The sequence below is a fragment of the Xenorhabdus thuongxuanensis genome (assembly GCF_001908095.1).
In the GTDB taxonomy this organism is placed as follows: Bacteria; Pseudomonadota; Gammaproteobacteria; order Enterobacterales; family Enterobacteriaceae; genus Xenorhabdus; species Xenorhabdus thuongxuanensis.
Genome location: NZ_MKGR01000002.1, coordinates 215121 through 235463 on the forward strand (window position 1 = coordinate 215121; position 20343 = coordinate 235463).

Genomic DNA, 20343 nt, shown 5'->3' on the forward strand with positions numbered 1-20343 from the left:
AACCTTACATAATGACTTTATGGCTATGGAAGGTTATAGGCTTGTCATTGTTTAACCTATTGTAAATAAAAAGTTTGTGCTCTTATTGTCACGTAGTAACGTTTGAAAGAAACAAATATGTAAACAAATTTTGAACTAAAGGTTGCTGTTTTGCATAAAAATAAGTTGAATTTTTTACCTAAACAGTATAAATATATATAAAATGCGAGCTACGTCGCACTTTTTTTGAAGTAGGAAGTGAAGTAAGTGCGGTAACGCAATTTTTATTTTAACCTTTTGTTTACTTTTTTGTTTGACGGTTATTCGGTTTTGACGAATCGATAATCTACGTCTGGTGGTTAAATATATTAATGTTGTTTCTGATAGGAATGATACGTGAATAATATCCAACTTTCGGTAGTACACAGACTGCCGCAAAGTTATCGGTGGTCAACCGGCTTCGTTGGTACAAAAGTAGAGATTTTACCAGCAGAAGAAACAGATCTAGGAAATAGCCTGATGGGGCTGAAATTATTAAGCCATGAAGGCGAAGAAGCACGGGAAATTTTGTATGTTATAAATCAGTCCATCGCTGATATGCAGATACCGAGCGCTGTGATTGAGTGGGAAGGAGAATCATGTTTGTTTTTTGCTAAGGAAGATGAGAGCGCGGTGATATGTCGTTTAAAGACGTTAGGCGCTGCAATTGCAGAAAATATAACTGCGCTGTATCCACTATGATTTTACCCATTGATAAAAAACGCTTCTTAAATAGAAGCGTTTTTTAATGTCTGCAAGGGAAAATCTTAGTAATAAATCGCGTTAGGTGTCGGTTAAGTTGAGGCTTTTATGTTATCTGATAAAACTCGTCTTGCGCCATAGTAGCGTTTGCTCCAGTAAGTATCGGTCAATTTGGAAACGATAACCCCATTACTGGTTGAAGCATGGACAAATTGATTATTGCCGATGTAGATACCGACATGGCGCCTGCGAGCTCCTGTCTTAAACAGTACCAAGTCACCGGCCTGCAATTTAGAGCGACTAACGGTTTGTCCTATATTCTGTTGTTCTAATGTGGAACGTGGTAACTCCATACCAAATTGATCATGAAAAGTACGTTGCACAAAAGCAGAACAATCAATGCCGCGTTTGGTATTTCCACCAAGTCGATAGGCTACACCTTTCCAGTCTGCGTATTGATTGAGTATCTTAGACTTAATGTCTAAATTGTTGACCAGGGTTTCAAATTCATCCTGAGATGCTTGCAGTAAATAATGTTTTCCAGTGTTTACTGCATGCGTCTCAGTTTGTTTATTGCGTAGGTTAGAGTCTGGTGAACTACATGCGGTCAGTGTTACTGCCGCTATAATTGCGGGTATCAGCCGCAAGATGTATCTCAGTGTTGGTTTCGATTTAACCATTTATTGATTTTCCCTTGCAGTCCTTAACGTGATTTATCACCATCATGAAAACACTAAATGTTCTAAAGCCTAGTCAGAATATGGTGAATTAACAAATTTTCTGCCCATAAAGTGTGCGAAGTAACACATTTTATTATTATCTTTACAAAACATATTATTTTAATAAAAAGGACGCAGGAAAGATTACTGAAATCATTGGTAAAAAGCGAGAGACAAAAAGAGTTCTTTACAAAAAATTAGATTAGGAACTAATAGGTTAGGATAAGTTGTTTTTATTTTATACTTCTTTGATAAATATGAGGTGATATTGAGAAGATAACAGGTATCTCCTCAATATCATGAGGTTAATTATCGCGTCTAATATGGGGTAATTTCTTGTCTAGCCATGTTGCCATAATATCACTCAATGGAGTTAACAATACCCAGCTCATGCCGATCAGTGTTAAAGATAAAGAGCCTACAGCAATGTCTGTAAACCAGTGAGCACCTGCCATAATACGGGGAAGAGCAAATGCGACCATAATTAGTAGAGCAATGCAGAATGCACTGCGGGAGATATAACGTAGAATGAAACTGCTGAAAATTAAGAGCATTAACCCGTGATCACCAGGGAAACTGTCTTTGGATGCATCTTTTGTATGCCAACTTGTCATTTCGTTTATACGATTAACATTTTCAAATGTCAGCGTTGGACTTGGGCGGCTGACGGGGATTTGATGGCCTATTTGATTAATGATAACGGCAGAGATAAGCATTACTAAACCAATCATGAAAAGTCGGCGCTTGCCGGCGTAATCCTGTTTGCGAAATGCGCTGTAATAAAGTAGACCCATGCATAGAAGTGATATGATATCAAATGCCCTAATATTCGCGATAGCTACAAATAAGGCAAAATTCGAACCTGGCAGTAATTTTTCATTAAAAAAATAAAAAATGGCGGAATCAATATGGAACCAAAAGCCGTGATTCTCAGGCAAGTACCATGAGAGGAACAGGGCAATACCAAAAATATTCAGGATAAATATAGCGAGTGGGTGACTGCGAGTCATGAGATACCTATTTAACACGTAAAATGGAGTTTAGTAGACAAATTAACTTGGGAAGGGACTATAACAAAATTTATGGGAAAGCGTAATCATCATCGAATACTGTGGTTATATCAGCATATTTGCATGATTCACCACTAAACTTTATTTTTGTTAAATATGTAGATAATCTTATGATATCGAAAAAATAGCTAAATCCCTACCGCAGTACCGATAATATATATTTGATGCAATGCCAGCACCTGACTATGATTAAATAAATATCAATTGATTTTATCATATCCTAACTTATTAGAATATTATATCGAATTGTGGTTCGAATTAATAAAAAGTATAAAGAAAAAGTTTCATTTGACGTTATATCCCTATATAGCAGAGCGTTACACCATTATCTGGTTTTCAAATTAGCGCGGCTAAAGTTGAAAAAAGATAATAACACTTGTAGTGGAGGTTGAATGCTTATGTTACGAAAAATGACAACTTTTTTGTTCATGTCTTTGTCTTATTATCCTGTAATGGCGAATTCTCCGTCAACCTCTGGTTCTGGAACTATTTATTTCCATGGTGCTATTGTTGAGCCTCCATGCCAACTTAGTTGGGATAAAAAGCATACTGAAATGGTCTGCTGGTATAATGGAAAACAGCTAACTCAAGAGAAACTCATAAAATATCAAAAGGATAGAAAATCTCCATTATCGATTGAAAAACATATTGGAACAGAAGAAATAAAATGGGTGGGAAAAAATAAAGAATTGGGTATTGTTACTATAACTTATCATTAAATGTTACATAAAAGTACAATAATTATTTCTTTTAGCTAAATAATATAAAATAAAATCAATAAAATTAACCGTGATTTAGTTTAAATAATGATTATTAATAACAGTTTTTTAATTAATCAATGAAGGTGGTGTGTCTGTTTTTTAATTAAAAAAATCACTTTTGATATTTATCAATAAAAGTTCTCAATGTCGTATTTTTTTCACATGAAATAGTTATTATGGAGATGAAGGAATAAAAGGTAGCTGAGTTTTAGTTAATGGAAAAACGAAAGTGAGGTAACCATGAAAAATTATCTTAAGCTGTTAATTAGTTGTTTATTGGTTTCATGGCTTTCTTATGGATATGCCGAATCTAAAGGAGGAGTAATTCGGTTTTCGGGTGCGATTGTTGATCCAGGATGTCAAGTCGTTATATCAAACACTCAAGCCAATATCTCTTGCTATCGATTAGGTAAAAATCTCACTGTTAAACAAATCATTTCAACTCACAAAACGAAAAGTGATGTCATACTTCCTGGTAACATAGGTGTTTCTAGAGTGAAGTGGACTGATAATCAGAAACGTGTGGCAATTGTTAATGTGGATTACTTCTAACTTCATAGACGATGAGTTGCCCTTTACATTGAACGTTATTCTTGTCAAAAGAGCAACTCATATTTAAGGATCAAGAATTAGTCACAACGTCCCATATAGCGACGGTCTGCAATATGGATGCGGACTTTTTCACCAGAACTCAAGTATTCAGGAACTTGAATAGTCAACCCTGTACCCATTTTAGCTGGTTTAGTACGGGCACTTGCTGATGCACCTTTAATACCTGGTGATGTTTCTTCAATAACCATATCAACAGATTGAGGCAATTCAAGAGCTAATAATTGCCCATCCATTGTCAGGACCTGCATTCCTGGTAAACCTTCTTCAGGAATAAATAATAGTTCTTCTTCGATTTGATCTTTTTTGAAGTGATAAGGGGTGAAATCTTCGTCATCCATAAAGATATATTCATCACCATCAATATAGGAAAAACTGACACTACGGCGGTTCAATGTGATGGTTTCAAGAATATCATCACCTTTGAAACGCTCTTCCACTTTCTGACCAGTACGAATATCAGTAAAACGCATCTTATATAGCGTACTGGCGCCGCGTGCGCTGGGTGATTGAATATCGATGTCTTTAACTAATAATAGCTTTCCATTGTAGCTGATTGCAGCGCCGCGCTTAATTTCATTGGCTTTAGCCATAGATACCTTCCGTAGAAAAAAGGAAATATTGGAATGAATGTTTAAGTGGCGACAAAATTACTCGCAGTTGGCCTATTAGGCAAGAAGTGAATGAATGCCCCAGTAAAAATACTGAGGCGGAAGGAAAACATTAACGATAAACTGGTAACAAATCAAACAGAGAGAGAATGTGTACTAACGCATTTATCAAACCGAATAGGATAACAAAGATAATTAAAAAATTACCGCCCGGCGCTCGATAGCTGGATGTTGGATAGCGTTTACGACTAGCTCGGGCCATTAAAGCAGGAACAATAACTGCCCAGATGGTTGCTGCCAGACCAGCAAAACCGATTGCATATAGGAAACCGTTTGGAAAAATCAGTGACAATGCAGTCGGGGGAACGAATGTAATCAGTGCTGTTTTAAAACGACCATTGCGATGGTCGCCGAATTTAAAGTAATCTGCCAGATAATCAAATAATCCTAATGATACGCCCAGGAATGAACTCGCCAAAGCCATATATGAGAAGGCATTTAAGAACTGAGTTATTGTCGTATTATCAGAAGTATTATCCATTTGTTGCAATAAATTACCAATATTACCGCCATCAGCAATGATTTGCTTGAAGGCTTCACGTGGAATATTTCCCTGAATGACGTACTGCCATAAAATGTAAATCGTTAACGTTATCAATGTCCCGTATAGCAAGCTGTTTGTGACGGCTTTACTGTCTTTATGGTAATACTTAACCAGCCCAGGAACGTTACCGTGATAACCAAATGAGGCCAGTAAATAAGGCAAGGAGATTAAAGCATAAGGTAAATAGTCTGAATTGGTATTGGCTTGATCAAATAAGATGGCTGGCCTAACTTCGGTAAACATACCACCGACAGACATAATAAAGGTAATTACCATGCCGCCTATTAAGATAGTACTTAAGCGATCTACTGCTTTAGTCGATAACCAAACAATAAAGGCAACGATAAAGGCAAAACATAATCCAGATATTGATTGAGGTAGTGGAATAATACTCTCAATATTGTGAGAAAGAATTGAGCTACCTGCTGAAATATAAGCATAAGTTAAGATATACAGAACGAAGGCGATGGATAAATCATTGAGAGAGCTCCAGCCTCTGCCCAGTAAATCCTTGGTAACAGTATGGAAACTGGAACCAGCAGGGTAATTCATATTGGCTTCCAGAATCATCAGGCCAGAGAAATACATACATGCACAGGTATATAACAGCAAAATGATTGATCCTGTAAACCAGACACCTGATGTGACAATCGGAATGGAAAACATACCTGCGCCGACAGCAGTACCGGCAATGATCATAGCGCCACCAAATATAGAGGGGCGTTTCAAATTTTGCGTTACCTCAATGGTCATATAGACTCCCTGATGAATGACGTTACCTTGTACTAGCTTGACGATACATAAATAAATTATTTGTGTAAACAGATAATTAAATTTCTTTTGTCGCATTTTGCATATAAAGGTGGGGCAGGTTATCTGAGAAAACCCGCCTGAAAGGAGTTTGGTATTAATTTACAGAATAGAATTGCGCTTTTTGCCATAATTTGATGGCATTACGGCTAGCCTCAAAATGAGGTTCGGGGAGATAGTTAGGATCACACCACATTAATTGTTCACACTTATCGGGTTCCATTAATTGTGGTTCACCTCCGGTATATTGTGCCAGCAAGCAGACTGAAACTGTATGTTTTCCTTCCTCGCGATAGGTTTCGAGATTATTGGAAATACCATAAACTTTGGGGTCTTGGATTGTTAGGCCAATTTCTTCTTTGATTTCACGAATCGCGCATTCTTCAAAGGATTCGCCGGGATCAACATGACCACCGAAGATTGACCAATATGGCGCATGTTGGCTGGTACGTTTTCCCAGTAGAATTTCGCCCTTATTATTGATGATGATGACACCCACTCCGACAACGACTGACACTGATATATTCCTCCAGCTAGTATCTACTTACTTTGGTTCAGATTGATTTTAGTCATCTAATAAGAAATTATTCAGTTGCATATTCTTACTTTTAGATTGCATTAATACAATGAGCAATCAGACTATAATTTTAACTGAAACGATTCAATTTTGATGTTATAAATAACAGATAAAACTTAATGTTACTTATGACTGTTTATTCAGGAGATACCGGGCAAGATGAGCCGCCGAGTTGCCACAATTACCTTAAACCCAGCTTATGATTTAGTTGGCTTATGCCCAAATATTGTTAAGGGAAATGTTAACCGTGTACAGACGGCAGGGCTTCACGCTGCTGGTAAAGGAAACAATGTTGCGAAGGTACTGCGTGATTTAGGCATTGATGTTACTGTCAGTGGTTTTCTGGGACGAGAGAATCAGGAAGGATTTCAGCAGTTTTTTAGCGAAAATAGGATGGTAAATCGTTTTCATCTCGTTTCTGGGAGAACACGTATTAATGTCAAGTTGACTGAAAAACAGGGTGAAGTGACAGATTTCAATTTTTCTGGTTTCCATGTGACAGAAGAAGAATGGAATCGGTTTGTCAGCGATTCTCTGACATGGCTGGGACAGTTCGATATGGTTGTTGTCAGTGGTAGTTTGCCCGAAGGGATTGCAGCAGAATCATTTGCAAATTGGATGATGCAATTACAACAGTTTTGTCCCTGCGTTATTTTCGACAGTAGCCGTGAAGCTCTTGTCGCTGGCCTTAAGGCATCACCCTGGCTGGTAAAACCCAATCGCTATGAGTTGGAGGTTTGGGCGGGTAAATCACTGCCGGATTTGGATAATGTTATTGATGCAGCTTATGAATTGCGCAATGGCGGGATCGCCCACGTTGTCATTTCACTGGGAGAGCAGGGAGCATTATGGGTCAATGCCTCTGGTGCATGGTTGGCAAAACCACCACATTGTGAAGTGGTCAGCACAGTTGGGGCAGGGGATTCTATGGTTGGAGGATTGGTCTATGGTTTGCTGATGAGAGAATCCAGCGAACACACATTGCGTCTGGCCACCGCAGTGTCTGCACTCACGGTTAGCCAACCGAATGTTGGGATTAAAAGCCGTACTGAACTTGCATCAATGATGGCAAAGATCGAGTTAATTTCAGTCAGGTAATTAACTTTGCTGGGATTTTAACCAGGCGATTTCTTCAGCCCAAATATCTGGATTGATCGTTTCAAGAACCAAGGGAATACCATTGAAACGCTCATCTTTCATGATATAACTGAAAGGTGTTTTACCGATATTGCCTTCACCAAGGCTGTGATGTCGGTCAACACGGCTGGAAAATTCACTTTTGGCATCGTTTAGATGCATGGCCTTAAGATATTTGAATCCCACAACTTCATCGAATACCTTGAAAGTTGCATCGCAATCTTTTTCAGTGCGCAAATCGTAACCAGCTGCGAAAGCGTGGCAGGTGTCAATACAGACTCCAACTCGGGTTTTGTCTTCGACATTGTCAATAATTGCCGCCAGTTGTTCGAATTTAAAACCAAGATTGGTGCCTTGTCCGGCGGTATTTTCGATAACTGCTGTGACTCCCTGTGTTTTGTCCAAAATAATGTTAATGGATTCTGCAATACAGGCGAGGCACTTATCGATGTCAATTTTGTTGAGATGGCTGCCTGGGTGGAAATTCAGCAAATCGATGCCTAATTGTTCACAGCGCTGCATTTCATCAAGGAATGCAGCCCGAGATTTTTCCAGACCGTCTGTTTCAGGGTGACCAAGATTAATTAGGTAGCTGTCATGGGGAAGTATTTGTTGGCTACCATAACCGTAACGTTCACAGTTTGCTTTGAATTTATCAATGACATCTGTCGATAACGGTGCGGCATGCCATTGGCGCTGATTTTTTGTGAACAGGGCAAATGCCGTTGCGTTTAATTCATGAGCACGGATCACTGCCTGATCAACGCCGCCCGAAGCGCTCACATGGGCTCCAACAAATTTCATATCATTTTCTCCTATGTTTTCGTCATTATGGCATCATTGTTCGCCTTTTTGATAAAATTTGGGCAGCAAAAGTCAATTTAATATCCCTTCGTTTTGAATTAGCGCAATAAATGAATGGATGCCTTGATTGACGATTAATCCTCCTACGACTAGCCAGACAAACAAAATGAGAGCCAACAAGATAGGCTTAACCCCAGCCTGACGAATAGCACTGATATGGGTGGTTAGCCCTAAAGCAATCATTGCCATTGCCAGTATGATAGTATTAGTGGCAATGATATGGTTAACAAGGGATTCAGGTAATAGATGAAAAGAGTTGAAACCCGCAGTGGCAATAAAGAACACAGCAAACCACGGAAGAGTGATCGGGGATTTTTGGGGATGGACATTACAATTCTTAACTTCCACGCGACTGAGGTAGCCAGAAAGCAGTAATAGAAAAGGCGCCAATAGCATGACACGGATCATTTTACTGATAACCGCTGCATTTTCCGCATCGCTTCCTAATGCATGCCCAATGGCAACAACTTGGGCTACTTCATGAACAGTTGAACCCGAAAAAATGCCAAATGTTTCCTGAGTGAAATTAAACCACAGGTAGTGAGCATTGAGTTGGTAAAACCACGGATAAATAAAGATTGCCAGTGTGCCAAAAATAACAACTGTGGAGACGGCAACAGCAACTTTGCTGGCAGGAGCTTTAACAACGGGTTCTGTTGCCATAATCGCGGCGGCTCCACAAATACTACTTCCCGCACCAATCAGGATCACGGTTTGTCTGTCCAGTTGAAAAAAAGCACGTCCAATCCATAATGCTATAAAAAATGTTGATGAAAGCATGATGATATCGATCAATATTCCAATTGCGCCGACATCTGTAATTTGTTGGAAAGTCAGACGAAATCCATAAAGAATGATGCCTGCTCGTAGTAGGTAATATTTGCAAAAATGGATACCGCTATCACAGGTAGATTTTAAGAAAGGATACAGAGTATTGCCGATAATGATCCCCAATAAGATGGCAAGTGTCAGGACTCCCAAGCCTATATTTATAAACCAAGGAATAGTTCCGATATAGATGGCAATTGCCGTCAGGACTGCGGCTAATAGGATACCGGGAATTAATTTTAATGCGGTATTCTGGTGGGCTTTGGTAAATTCCTCTACTTGATTTTCAGACATAGTGGCAGCTCTAATATCTTATGCATTTTAGGAATAAGCATATAGAAGATCTAAAATTAATAAAATTTATAATATTTATATATATAAACACTAAAATAGATTAATTATGGGTGACTTTTGTTAAGTTGCATAATACTGTCTAAAATCAAGATTATCTTTCCCTTTTACTTAGCTTCCCGTGAGGCCATATGCGTATCACTCTGAGACAACTGGAAATTTTTGCAGAAGTTCTGAAAAGTGGTTCAACGACACAGGCTTCTCAGCAATTAGCGTTATCACAATCTGCAGTGAGTGCTTCACTGACAGATCTTGAAGGGCAGTTGGGAGTACAACTGTTTGATAGAGTCGGAAAACGTCTGGTCACTAATGAGCATGGGCGTTTGCTCTATCCTAAGGCATTGGCATTACTTGAACAAGCTGGTGAAGTGGAACAGCTTTTCAAACTTGAATTGGGAGCATTGCGATTAGCGGCCAGCAGTACGATTGGAAACTATATGTTACCTGAAATGCTGGCGAGATACCGTCAGGATTACCCTGATACACCATTGGAATTGAATATCAGTAATACTGGAGACGTAATCAGGGCAGTTGTCGAGTTCCGTGTGGATTTGGGGTTGATTGAAGGATTGTGTCACGATCCTGAATTGATCACACAGCCGTGGATGAAAGATGAGTTGATTGTTTTTTCCTCTCCAGAAAGCCCGTTGTTGCAACGTGAGCTGAGCGTGGAGGATTTGATCAAAGCGCCTTGGATATTGAGAGAAAAAGGCTCAGGAACCAGGGAAATCTTAGATCATCTTTTGTTCTCACAAATGCCGAGGTTCAATATTGCGATGGAGTTGGGTAATTCGGAAGCTATCAAACATGCTGTTCAATATGGAATGGGGATCAGTTGTCTTTCACGGCGAGTTGTCCAGGAACAACTGAAAAATGGAACACTATCTGAACTTGTCATTCCTGGAATTAGTCTCAATCGTACTTTGTACCTGATTTACCATCGCCAGAAGCACATATCCAATGCGTTACGGAAGTTACTGAGTTATTGTAATTAATATAGTCGTGTAGCTAATAATTGGCTATGGATTATGAAGGTATCTTATAACCACAAATCGTCGCTATTCTGGAGACAAGGATTTGTTACAATTCCGCGTTAAATTCATTTTAAATGATATAGGAATAGAATGTCTCGAGAAGAAAGCATGCCACGGGATCAGGCCCCAACAACCCTGCGCCGTGAGTTAAAAGCACGACATATGGCAATGATTGCCATAGGTGGATCAATTGGCACGGGATTATTTGTTGCTTCTGGCGCAACAATTTCTCAGGCTGGCCCTGGTGGGGCTTTACTTTCCTATGCATTAATTGGCTTAATGGTCTACTTCTTGATGACCAGCTTAGGCGAATTGGCAGCGTACATGCCAGTTTCGGGATCGTTTTCAACTTATGGTTCCAAATATGTTGATGAAGGTTTTGGCTTCGCATTGGGATGGAACTATTGGTACAACTGGGCGGTGACGATTGCGGTTGACCTTGTCGCTGCGCAATTGGTGATGGGATATTGGTTTAATGACGTTCCTGGTTGGGTATGGAGTGCGTTGTTTCTTGGCCTGGTTTTCTTGTTGAACTTTATTTCCGTCAAAGGATTTGGTGAGGCAGAATATTGGTTCTCTTTGATCAAAGTTTCCACGGTTATTGTGTTCATTATTGTTGGTATTTTAATGATTACCGGCATCATGAAAGGCGCTGAAGGTGCAGGTTGGCATAATTGGGCAGTTGATGACGCCCCTTTTGCGGGTGGTTTTGCAGCCATGATCGGGGTGGCAATGATTGTCGGTTTTTCCTTTCAAGGGACAGAACTGATAGGTATTACTGCGGGAGAATCGAAAGATCCGGCAAAAAATATCCCTCGTGCTGTGCGCAAGGTATTCTGGCGTATTTTATTGTTCTATGTGTTTGCGATTTTAATCATCAGTCTAATTATTCCTTATACTGATCCTAATTTGTTACGTAATGGCGTGAAAGATATCAGTGTTAGCCCATTTACGCTGGTATTTGAAAATGCTGGCCTATTATCAGCGGCTGCCATAATGAATGCGGTGATATTGACTGCTGTTCTGTCAGCGGGAAACTCGGGAATGTATGCTTCTACCCGTATGTTATTCACACTGGCAAAAGAGGGTAAGGCACCGAAAATTTTTAGTCATCTGTCTAAAGGTGGTGTTCCGCGTAATGCACTTTATGTTACGACTGTGGTTGCAGGGTTGTGTTTTCTTAGCTCCATGTTTGGTAACCAAACAGTCTATTTGTGGTTGTTGAATACCTCAGGTATGACAGGATTTATTGCATGGCTCGGAATTGCAATCAGCCATTACCGTTTTCGCAAAGGCTATATCGCTCAAGGTTTGAATATCAATGATCTGCCATATCGTTCAGGTTTTTTCCCTATTGGGCCGATTTTCGCCTTTATTTTATGTCTGGTTATCACTTTAGGCCAAAATTATCAGGCATTTTTGCAAGATAAGATCGACTGGTACGGAGTGACCGCGACTTACATTGGTATCCCGTTATTCCTGATTATTTGGCTTAGTTACAGGCTGAAAAAGAAAACTCGCTTTGTTAAGTACAGTGAGATGGAATTTCCAATATTCAGATATACTGATAAAGAATGATTTGTTAACAAATTATCAATGGGTTGATGGTTTTTAATTAAAACTTTATTGATTTTATTTTACAAAAACTGCCTGTTCTGTGATGGAACTGGCGGTTTTTATTTTTCAGAGAGTTAGGGAAGAAATATCGATGGTAAATTTCGGATATACCACCTTAATCGCATTGATAAGTATTCTTATTTGCTTTATTGTTAGCAGCAAAATTGTTGCATGAAGAGGCTAACTAAAGTGAAGTTTGTATTTCGAACTGTCGTGAAAAGTATGAGTATCAGTCTAATGGCGGGTTCTGCCATGATGGCAAGTTTTGCATCTTGGGCTGAAACAGTCACTGATGTTGCCGGACGTACTGTTGAAGTGCCAGAGAAAGTCAATCGTATCTTGTTGGGTGAAGGTCGTTTATTCCATTCTGTTGCAATATTGGAAGGAGATAAACCTCTGGCCCGTATCGCTGGTTGGCAAGGTGATTTCCGTAAACTGGATCCGCAAACTTACGCTATTTATAAAGCTAAATTTCCTGAAATCGATAATATCCCTCTGATTGGTAACACCAGCGCTGATAGTGTCAGCTCTGAGAAAGTGCTTACACTCAATCCTGACGTTGCAATTTTTGGTCTGTCTGGACATGGCCCAGGAAAAAATAGTGAGTTGGTGAAACAGTTGGAGAAAGCGGGTATACCTATTGTTTTTGTCGATTTCCGCAATGATCCTCTGAAAAATACATTACCTAGCATCCGTATGCTGGGCAAAATCTTACATCGTGAAGATCAGGCTAATGCTTACGCTGATTTTTATGAAAAAAATCTAAAATTAGTCACTGATATTACGGATCGTATACCAGACGCTGAGAAGCCTTCTGTATTTATTGAGCTTCTAGCAGGTTTTAGTGAAGATTGCTGTGGTACAGCAGGTAACGGCAATATGGGGAACTTCATTGATTTGGCGGGTGGCAAAAACATCGCCAAAGAAGTACTTCCTTCTCCATTGGGAACAATGAATCTGGAAAAAGTCATTGCTGAAGATCCTTATATTTACATCGCAAGCGGTGCGCAAGATCCAGGTGACAAAGGTGAGGGGATCAAAATGGGAGCCCAAACTTCTGCCGATACTACCCGCGCAGGCTTGAAAGAAATCACTGAACGTAAAGGTATCAACAACTTAACTGCCGTGAAGGAAGGGCGTAGCTATGCTATTTGGCATCACTACTATAACTCTCCTTATAATGTTGTTGTTACACAAGTTTTTGCTAAATGGTTCTATCCTGAAAAATTCGCTGATTTAGATCCGCAACAAACATTGAAAGAACTTCACAATAAATTCTTGGCTATTGAACCATTAGGTACATATTGGGTTAGCGAGAAATAAGCAGTAACAGGTAATAAAAATGAGTGTCACTACCGAGCCTATGCCAATGGTGAAAAAACAATTGAGTGAGTGCGATATAAAAGCACATTATCGTCATATCCTGCGCCGACGTATTGCATGGATATTATTCATCGTCCTGGCGATTGGCATTTCTGTTGTATTGGATTTTACCATGGGACCATCAGGGTTATCGCTGCAAACCCTCTGGCAAACACTGTTTTCACCAGAGAGTGTTAACGCAGCAACACGGGTGATTGTTTGGGATATTCGATTGCCTTATGCCCTGATGGCGGTAGTGATCGGCTTATCACTGGGACTGGCCGGTGCTGAAATGCAGACAATTTTGAATAACCCGCTAGCCAGCCCATTCACGTTGGGGGTTTCCAATGCTGCTTCTTTTGGCGCAGCATTAGCTATTGTGCTTGGTATTGGCATTCCGGGAATACCGGATCAGTGGCTTATTTCCGCAAACGCTTTTCTTTTTGCATTATTGGCTGCCTTGATGCTTGATGGCATTACCCGTTGGACAAGAGTTGCAACCTCCGGCGTTGTATTGTTCGGAATTGCGATGGTGTTTACCTTCGAGGCGTTAGTTTCGATGATGCAATTTATCGCTACGGAAGATACCTTACAGGGGTTGATTTTCTGGACAATGGGTAGCCTTGCCAGGGCGACATGGGAAAAATTGGGTATTATGGTATTAGTTTTCTCTGTCATTATGCCTCTCTCATTGAGCAATTCTTGGAAATTGACCGCATTGCGTCTGGGAGAAGATCGAGCTATCAGTTTTGGCATCAATATTAGCCACCTTCGTTTAGGAACATTGTTGCGTATCAGTATCCTGACCGCATTGGCGGTTGCGTTTGTTGGTCCTATTGCTTTTATTGGTTTGGTGGCTCCTCATATCGCCAGAATGATGTTTGGTGAAGATCACCGTTTCTTCTTGCCTGCTAGTGCGTTGATTGGTGCATTAGTTTTATCCATAGCCTCCATTGCTTCTAAGAACCTGATACCGGGTATTATTATACCGGTTGGGATAGTGACATCGTTGGTTGGTGTGCCTTTCTTTCTTAGCATAGTCTTACGGCATAGGGGAACTGTATGAGTCAGGGATTAAAAATCAATTGCCTGACGGCGGGATATCCAAAGCACTCCGTGATTGAAAATCTGGATGTCAACACATTGCCACGTGGTCAAATTACTGTATTGTTGGGGCCGAATGGTTGTGGTAAATCCACGCTTCTGCGTTCACTGGCTGGATTGAATAAAGCCAGTGGCGAACTTCTATTGGATGGGCAGGATCTGATGAAGATGAATTTTGCCCAACGTGCCAAAAATGTCGTTTATTTGCCTCAAACACTACCGGCAGGCGTACATCTCCATGTATTGGAATCGGTGATTGTTGCTCAACGAGCATCAGGTGGTGTGAGCAATAGCCAATGTGAACAAGAAGTCATGGAACTATTACGCCAGCTTGGTATTGAACATTTGGCACTCAGCTATTTGGATCAATTATCTGGTGGTCAAAAACAGTTAGTTGGATTGGCTCAATCATTAATCCGCCGTCCGACGTTGTTATTATTAGATGAACCATTAAGTGCACTGGATTTAAATTACCAATATCATGTAATGGATTTAGTTGCACATGAAACGCGCCGTCGTAATATTATTACTATTGTTGTTGTTCACGACATTAATATTGCATTACGTCATGGTGACCATGTATTAATGCTAAAAAAAGGTAAATTAATTTCTGAAGGTAAACCTGAGCAGGTTATTACACCAAGCAGTTTAGCAGAAGTTTATGGTATTAAAGGCCGAATTGAGCGTTGTTCTCAGGGTATACCGCAAGTATTAATTGATGGTTTGGTGACAGAATTCGTAAGTTAGAATAATAAAAACCATAATTCACTTTAATTCAATTAAAGTGAAATTTAATAAATATAACACTGACAGGAATAATTAAATTATTCCTGTATTGTGGGTATGTGTCGGTTATCCATATTGTTCAAATAATTCTATTCTATCTTTTGGAGAATCGGGAATGACTGTCTTTGCAAAGAAAAAAATTGTATTAGGTATTATTGCCGCTATTTCATCTAGCGCTGTTTTAGCTGCTAATAATAGTGAAGATAAAATTGTTGTAACTACTGCGTCAGGTTTCCAGCAAAAGATCGAAGATGCACCTGCTTCCATTTCAGTTGTTAGCCGCGAACAATTGGAAACTAAAGCCTACCGTGATGTGACAGATGCATTGAAAGATGTGCCGGGAGTGGTTGTTACTGGCGGTGGTAGTAGTAGTGATATCAGTATTCGTGGTATGGCTTCCAAATATACCATGATCTTAGTTGATGGTAGGCGTGTTGATACACGTAGCACTCGTCCAAATAGTGATGGTTCGGGAATTGAACAGGGATGGTTACCACCGTTGGCCGCTATTGAGCGTATTGAAGTGGTGCGGGGACCAATGTCCTCTCTATATGGTTCTGATGCTATGGGGGGTGTGATCAATGTTATTACTCGTAAGGCTCAGAAAGAATGGCATTTAACTCTGAAAACAGACTCTACCCTGACTGAGAGTAAAGATTCTGGTAACAGCTATCAGAGTAGTATTTATGCCGCGGGGCCAATAATTGATGGATTATTGGGTTTAAGAGTGAATGGATCATATTCTCATCGCAATGAAGATAAATTCTTAGGGGGATTTAGAGATCAGGAAATGCGCAATGGTGCAGTAGCGTTCTCTTTAACTCCAGATGAGAAAAATGCTTTTACTTTTGAGGCAGGCCGTTATGAACAAGATCGTGATTCAACTATTGGTAAGACGCGTGACTGTCAGCCAAAATCTTGTAAAGATGATATAAGTCGTTATAAACGTAATAATTACGCTATTACTCATCATGGCGTTTATGATTTTGGTACGATGACTTCTTATATTCAAAGAGATGAGTCTCATAACCCCGAACGTAAAATGGCAAATAATGATACGGTATTTAATAACCATACGACATTTGTATTTGATGATCATACAGTAAGCGTTGGTGGCCAATATCGTTATGAAGATTTGCGAGACAATAGCAATAAATTACCTTCGGCTAAAGATGTTAATAAGTTAACCCGCTGGAGTTGGGCAGTAGTCTTAGAAGACGAATGGCAAATGGCTAATGATTTTGCTCTTACTAGTGGAGTGCGATTAGATAAAGATCAAAATTTTGGAATGCATTGGACACCTCGTCTATATGGAGTATGGCACGCTGATGAACAATGGACTATTAAGGGTGGTATTTCTACCGGTTATCGTTCTCCTGATATAAGGCAAGTTGCTCCTAACTGGGGACAGGCAACGGGTGGGCGGTTTAGCAATGGTATGATCTTAGGGAATCCAGATCTCAAGCCAGAAAAAAGTGTTAATGAAGAAATTAGTATTATCTGGAATAACCTAAAGAATTTTAATATTGGTGTAACCGTTTTTAATACTACTTTTAAAGATAAAATTACGGAAGTTAGAGATTGCGATAAAGGTTGTAAACTCGGTGGTGACGATTATGATTTTATTAACAAGCGCATAAATGTTGATAAAGCTAATATTCGAGGTATTGAAACCACCATGAATTGGAGCATTGTTGAAAGTTTATCATTGGCAGCAAACTATACTTATACCGATTCTGAGCAAAAAAGTGGTGATTTTAAAGGTCAGCCATTAAACAAAATGCCAACACATATGGCAAATGCAACCTTAAACTGGCAGCCGTTATCTGAATTAGATACATGGACACGTATTAATTTCCACAGTAAAACAAAGAATTATCAATATCGCTCTAGTATGAGAGATGGAACTCCTTCTTATACTTTTGTCGATCTAGGGGTAACTTATAATTTGAATAAAAATCTACGCTTGTTAGGTGGAATTTATAATGTTTTTGACAAACGAGTCACTGAAGAAACTCATGATGCAGTCCTGGATGGTCGCCGCTACCACATCGGCATTAATTATGATTTTTAATTAATATTTTTCTTTCTTATAAATATTAGTCATTATACTTAACATTCGGACATCATATAAAATCATCCCGTCATCAATTTTGTAATGATGGGCTGATTTTTTTACTATCAAAAAAATCATAATTAAATGGTAAATAGTTTTCCTCTGTGCTAAAAACTTGTCAGAGGCCAATCAACGGATATGATGGCATTAGTTTCAGCACTAACTCAGTAAGAGCCTGCTTCATAAGGCTCTGTAGTGTCGTAAAAAATAATAAATTTTAGTGCAATCTCGCTTGCTATTTCTGGACTTGAAGTGCAAAATGCGTGCACTAAAAATAACTGGTGTGTAAATATGCATCAGTTATTTTTTTTGCTTTGAATTATTTTTTACAACACCAAGAGGCCGGATTCTATTCCGGATCGATATTGACCACAAGCAACCATATTGAAACAGGGTTGCTGTACTGAGGAATGCAAATATGGAGCAATTATTCTCTTTTGCACTTGTGCCAATTGGTGCTCGTTGCTGCAATGATGATTATGGGGCACGGCCCTCTGTCAATTCACCATTTTCCAATTCTTCTTTCTTTTCTGTTTATAGACAGATGCGAAGTCTACCCAGTAACTATCGATTAAGTAGTTGTATTAGTACCCAGATCGAAGTTATGGGAGGTTTCGCTCATGTTGCATAATACTACTACTCCTAGCGCACTGGGTATTAACCAAGCCAGTGCTGACAACCGCGTTCAACTGAGAAGAACATTGACTCTGTTCCAGGTAGTCATGATGGGGCTTGCCTATCTGCAGCCAATGACTATTTTTGATACATTTGGAATTGTCTCTGGTTTGACCGGTGGACATGTTGCGACATCTTATGCTATTGCATTAACTGCAATTTTATTTACAGCGCTAAGTTATGGAAAATTAATAAAGCGTTTTCCATCGGCGGGTTCTGCTTATACTTACGTACAAAAATCAATGAGCCCCCACCTTGGATTTATGGTAGGTTGGTCTTCCTTGCTGGATTATATGTTGATGCCGATGATCAATGTGTTATTGGCAAAGATTTACCTACAGGCTTTGTTCCCTGGTATTGAACCATGGATCTTTGTAGTCATGTTGACTGCACTTATGACAATCATCAATCTGAATGGCATCAATGTCGTTGCTAATATCAATAGCATTGTTGTGATTGTCCAGATTGCTGTTATGGTAATACTCGTTGGGTTAATGATCCGTGGTGTTTATAATGGGGAAGGTGCAGGAACGTTACTGAGTATCCAGCCATTTACATCAGAAGAAGCCCAATTAATTCCGATGATTACTGGTGCGACAATACTTTGCTTCTCATTTCTTGGGTTTGATGGCATTAGCTCTTTGTCAGAAGAAACACCAAATGCAGGTAAAGTTGTCCCTAAAGCGATTTTCCTGACTGCGTTAATTGGTGGTATGATCTTCATTGCAGTATCTTATTTCTTACAGCTCTATTTCCCGGATATTTCTCGGTTTAAAAACCCAGACGCTTCACAGCCAGAAATTATTCTTTATGTTGCTGGTGCGTTATTCCAATATGTGATTCTCATATTCTCCAGTGTCACGGTAATGGCTTCAGGTATGGCTGCACATGCAGGTGTATCTCGTTTGCTCTATGTTATGGGACGTGACGGCGTACTGCCTGAAAAAATATTTGCGTATATTCACCCTAAATGGCGTACTCCAGCAATTAACGTGATATTGGTCGGCATAATCGCTTTATCAGCATGTTGGTTGGAGCTAGTGACGGCCACGGCACTGATCAATTTTGGTGCGTTGGTTGCCTTTACGTTCGTTAATTTATCAGTGATTTCTCAATTCTACATTCGTGAACGTCGTAATAATACCTTGAAAGACACCTTGAATTTCTTGATATTGCCACTTCTTGGTGCTGCAACAGTGGGTGTTTTATGGATGAATTTAGAATCAAATTCTATGGAATTAGGCTTGATCTGGGGAGGCATTGGTCTTATTTACATGTTTTTCCTGACTCGTAGCTTCCGTCAACCAATGCCGCAGTTTACTGAATCATAATCAGAAAACATCTCAGGTTACCGCTATTACGAAAAAACAGCATCGTCAGGTGCTGTTTTTTATTATGGCTTTAGCCAGTTTAAGATGCGTTAGCTTCTTAAACATAAAACCATATATGGACACCGACTCAATGCAAGTGGGCAACCTATTTTTCTTTTTTGACAACAGTAGTCGCAAACATATATTCGGCTTCAAAGAGCCCTGATGAAAATCCGCACTCTCTGCCCTCATTACCCTCGCAGCCTTGGTAAGCTATGGTTTTTTCCAGATTCACAGAGAGTCGGTACTACCTGTCACTACATCAACTTATGGACTTCAACAACATGATGAAACTAATATTTCTATCTCACCGAGAAATATAAACCGATTGTTGATTCACTAGCGCCCAAGCGATCCGGGCATTCTTATTGGCTAACGCCACTACCGCCTTATTGATTCCGCTACGTTCTATCAAACCCTTTAGCCAGCGTTGCAATTCATTACACTGTTCGTCAGGCCGTTTACTGAGCCGGTACACGACAGAACGAGCGCCATGGATCAATATTCCTCGTAAGTAGGCATCGCCCCGCTTACTGATACCGAGCTGTCTGACTTTTCCGCCACTGCTATGTTCTTTGGGCACGAGTCCCAGATAGCTGGCAAAATGACGGCCATTCT

General features: G+C 39.8%; 20 protein-coding genes. 12 read left to right on the forward strand and 8 right to left on the reverse strand.

What is annotated here, in order from left to right; all coding sequences use genetic code 11:
* Positions 1–375: 375 nt before the first annotated feature.
* A complete protein-coding gene (locus Xentx_RS02485; RefSeq protein ID WP_074018693.1) occupies positions 376–720 on the forward strand; it encodes a YejG family protein in 345 nt (114 codons plus the stop codon).
* 92 nt (positions 721–812) lie between these two features.
* Here the strand turns inward: Xentx_RS02485 and mepS are convergent, their stop codons facing one another.
* Positions 813–1400 carry a bifunctional murein DD-endopeptidase/murein LD-carboxypeptidase gene (gene mepS, locus Xentx_RS02490; protein WP_074018694.1) on the reverse strand — a complete coding sequence of 196 codons (588 nt, stop codon included), beginning with the start codon at positions 1398–1400 and terminating at the stop codon, positions 813–815.
* Positions 1401–1744: 344 nt separating this feature from the next.
* Entirely contained in the window at positions 1745–2449 is a 705-nt protein-coding gene (locus Xentx_RS02495) for a phosphatase PAP2 family protein (RefSeq protein ID WP_074018695.1), read from the reverse strand.
* A 458-nt stretch (positions 2450–2907) separates the two neighbouring features.
* Between Xentx_RS02495 and Xentx_RS02500 the strand changes: the two genes are divergently transcribed.
* Together Xentx_RS02500 and Xentx_RS02505 are read left to right on the forward strand one after the other, a co-directional pair.
* Positions 2908–3228, forward strand: a complete 321-nt coding sequence (locus tag Xentx_RS02500) for a type 1 fimbrial protein (protein WP_074018775.1) — start codon at positions 2908–2910, stop codon at positions 3226–3228.
* A gap of 282 nt (positions 3229–3510) precedes the next feature.
* Entirely contained in the window at positions 3511–3822 is a 312-nt protein-coding gene (locus Xentx_RS02505) for a type 1 fimbrial protein (RefSeq protein WP_074018697.1), read from the forward strand.
* A gap of 77 nt (positions 3823–3899) precedes the next feature.
* Here Xentx_RS02505 and yeiP read toward each other — a convergent pair whose 3' ends face one another.
* From yeiP to Xentx_RS02520, 3 genes are all read right to left on the reverse strand, one after another.
* The gene (gene yeiP / locus Xentx_RS02510; RefSeq protein ID WP_074018698.1) at positions 3900–4472 is read right to left on the reverse strand and encodes an elongation factor P-like protein YeiP; all 573 of its coding nucleotides are present in this window, start codon (positions 4470–4472) and stop codon (positions 3900–3902) included.
* 130 nt (positions 4473–4602) lie between these two features.
* Positions 4603–5847, reverse strand: a complete 1245-nt coding sequence (mtr, locus tag Xentx_RS02515) for a tryptophan permease (protein ID WP_074018699.1) — start codon at positions 5845–5847, stop codon at positions 4603–4605.
* 154 nt (positions 5848–6001) lie between these two features.
* Positions 6002–6421 carry a nucleotide triphosphate diphosphatase NUDT15 gene (locus tag Xentx_RS02520; protein WP_074018700.1) on the reverse strand — a complete coding sequence of 140 codons (420 nt, stop codon included), beginning with the start codon at positions 6419–6421 and terminating at the stop codon, positions 6002–6004.
* A gap of 219 nt (positions 6422–6640) precedes the next feature.
* Here Xentx_RS02520 and fruK point away from each other — a divergent pair, with 219 nt between their 5' ends.
* Positions 6641–7579 carry a 1-phosphofructokinase gene (gene fruK, locus Xentx_RS02525; RefSeq protein WP_074018701.1) on the forward strand — a complete coding sequence of 313 codons (939 nt, stop codon included), beginning with the start codon at positions 6641–6643 and terminating at the stop codon, positions 7577–7579.
* On the opposite strand, the gene nfo is transcribed toward fruK, so the two are convergent.
* A complete protein-coding gene (gene nfo, locus Xentx_RS02530) occupies positions 7580–8422 on the reverse strand; it encodes a deoxyribonuclease IV (protein ID WP_074018702.1) in 843 nt (280 codons plus the stop codon).
* Between the two features lie 72 nt (positions 8423–8494).
* Positions 8495–9604 (reverse strand): YeiH family protein, encoded by a 1110-nt coding sequence (locus tag Xentx_RS02535; protein WP_074018703.1) that lies wholly within the window; start codon positions 9602–9604, stop codon positions 8495–8497.
* Between the two features lie 188 nt (positions 9605–9792).
* Between Xentx_RS02535 and yieE the strand changes: the two genes are divergently transcribed.
* The 8 genes from yieE (at position 9793) to Xentx_RS02575 (ending at position 19686) form a co-directional block, all read left to right on the forward strand.
* Entirely contained in the window at positions 9793–10656 is an 864-nt protein-coding gene (gene yieE, locus Xentx_RS02540; protein ID WP_074018705.1) for a DNA-binding transcriptional regulator YeiE, read from the forward strand.
* A 129-nt stretch (positions 10657–10785) separates the two neighbouring features.
* Complete coding sequence (locus Xentx_RS02545) at positions 10786–12273, forward strand: amino acid permease (protein WP_074018707.1); 1488 nt, start codon at positions 10786–10788, stop codon at positions 12271–12273.
* Positions 12274–12534: 261 nt separating this feature from the next.
* Positions 12535–13635 (forward strand): ABC transporter substrate-binding protein, encoded by a 1101-nt coding sequence (locus tag Xentx_RS02550; RefSeq protein ID WP_415843315.1) that lies wholly within the window; start codon positions 12535–12537, stop codon positions 13633–13635.
* A 19-nt stretch (positions 13636–13654) separates the two neighbouring features.
* Positions 13655–14740 (forward strand): FecCD family ABC transporter permease, encoded by a 1086-nt coding sequence (locus tag Xentx_RS02555; protein WP_074018709.1) that lies wholly within the window; start codon positions 13655–13657, stop codon positions 14738–14740.
* Positions 14737–15525 (forward strand): ABC transporter ATP-binding protein, encoded by a 789-nt coding sequence (locus Xentx_RS02560; protein WP_074018711.1) that lies wholly within the window; start codon positions 14737–14739, stop codon positions 15523–15525. The genes Xentx_RS02555 and Xentx_RS02560 overlap by 4 nt, the downstream gene beginning before the upstream one ends.
* Before the next feature lie 154 nt (positions 15526–15679).
* Positions 15680–17638 carry a ligand-gated channel protein gene (locus Xentx_RS02565; protein ID WP_074018712.1) on the forward strand — a complete coding sequence of 653 codons (1959 nt, stop codon included), beginning with the start codon at positions 15680–15682 and terminating at the stop codon, positions 17636–17638.
* Positions 17639–18098: 460 nt separating this feature from the next.
* The gene (locus tag Xentx_RS02570; protein ID WP_074018713.1) at positions 18099–18311 is read left to right on the forward strand and encodes a hypothetical protein; all 213 of its coding nucleotides are present in this window, start codon (positions 18099–18101) and stop codon (positions 18309–18311) included.
* Positions 18301–19686, forward strand: coding sequence for an APC family permease (locus Xentx_RS02575; RefSeq protein ID WP_074018714.1), 1386 nt, complete (start codon positions 18301–18303; stop codon positions 19684–19686). Before Xentx_RS02570 ends, Xentx_RS02575 begins: the two co-directional genes overlap by 11 nt.
* Before the next feature lie 346 nt (positions 19687–20032).
* Here Xentx_RS02575 and Xentx_RS02580 read toward each other — a convergent pair.
* Positions 20033–20343: transposase (locus Xentx_RS02580; RefSeq protein ID WP_139292418.1), on the reverse strand; the 311-nt coding region annotated here is incomplete at its 5' end.

What these genes read in the sequence shown, in the direction of transcription:
- mepS (WP_074018694.1), bottom strand. Translation starts at nt 1,400, where the DNA reads ATGGTTAAATCGAAACCAACACTGAGATACATCTTGCGGCTGATACCC.
- Xentx_RS02495 (WP_074018695.1), bottom strand. Translation starts at nt 2,449, where the DNA reads ATGACTCGCAGTCACCCACTCGCTATATTTATCCTGAATATTTTTGGT.
- Xentx_RS02500 (WP_074018775.1), top strand. Translation starts at nt 2,908, where the DNA reads ATGTTACGAAAAATGACAACTTTTTTGTTCATGTCTTTGTCTTATTAT.
- Xentx_RS02505 (WP_074018697.1), top strand. Translation starts at nt 3,511, where the DNA reads ATGAAAAATTATCTTAAGCTGTTAATTAGTTGTTTATTGGTTTCATGG.
- yeiP (WP_074018698.1), bottom strand. Translation starts at nt 4,472, where the DNA reads ATGGCTAAAGCCAATGAAATTAAGCGCGGCGCTGCAATCAGCTACAAT.
- mtr (WP_074018699.1), bottom strand. Translation starts at nt 5,847, where the DNA reads ATGACCATTGAGGTAACGCAAAATTTGAAACGCCCCTCTATATTTGGT.
- fruK (WP_074018701.1), top strand. Translation starts at nt 6,641, where the DNA reads ATGAGCCGCCGAGTTGCCACAATTACCTTAAACCCAGCTTATGATTTA.
- nfo (WP_074018702.1), bottom strand. Translation starts at nt 8,422, where the DNA reads ATGAAATTTGTTGGAGCCCATGTGAGCGCTTCGGGCGGCGTTGATCAG.
- Xentx_RS02535 (WP_074018703.1), bottom strand. Translation starts at nt 9,604, where the DNA reads ATGTCTGAAAATCAAGTAGAGGAATTTACCAAAGCCCACCAGAATACC.
- yieE (WP_074018705.1), top strand. Translation starts at nt 9,793, where the DNA reads ATGCGTATCACTCTGAGACAACTGGAAATTTTTGCAGAAGTTCTGAAA.
- Xentx_RS02545 (WP_074018707.1), top strand. Translation starts at nt 10,786, where the DNA reads ATGTCTCGAGAAGAAAGCATGCCACGGGATCAGGCCCCAACAACCCTG.
- Xentx_RS02550 (WP_415843315.1), top strand. Translation starts at nt 12,535, where the DNA reads ATGAGTATCAGTCTAATGGCGGGTTCTGCCATGATGGCAAGTTTTGCA.
- Xentx_RS02555 (WP_074018709.1), top strand. Translation starts at nt 13,655, where the DNA reads ATGAGTGTCACTACCGAGCCTATGCCAATGGTGAAAAAACAATTGAGT.
- Xentx_RS02560 (WP_074018711.1), top strand. Translation starts at nt 14,737, where the DNA reads ATGAGTCAGGGATTAAAAATCAATTGCCTGACGGCGGGATATCCAAAG.
- Xentx_RS02565 (WP_074018712.1), top strand. Translation starts at nt 15,680, where the DNA reads ATGACTGTCTTTGCAAAGAAAAAAATTGTATTAGGTATTATTGCCGCT.
- Xentx_RS02570 (WP_074018713.1), top strand. Translation starts at nt 18,099, where the DNA reads ATGGAGCAATTATTCTCTTTTGCACTTGTGCCAATTGGTGCTCGTTGC.
- Xentx_RS02575 (WP_074018714.1), top strand. Translation starts at nt 18,301, where the DNA reads ATGTTGCATAATACTACTACTCCTAGCGCACTGGGTATTAACCAAGCC.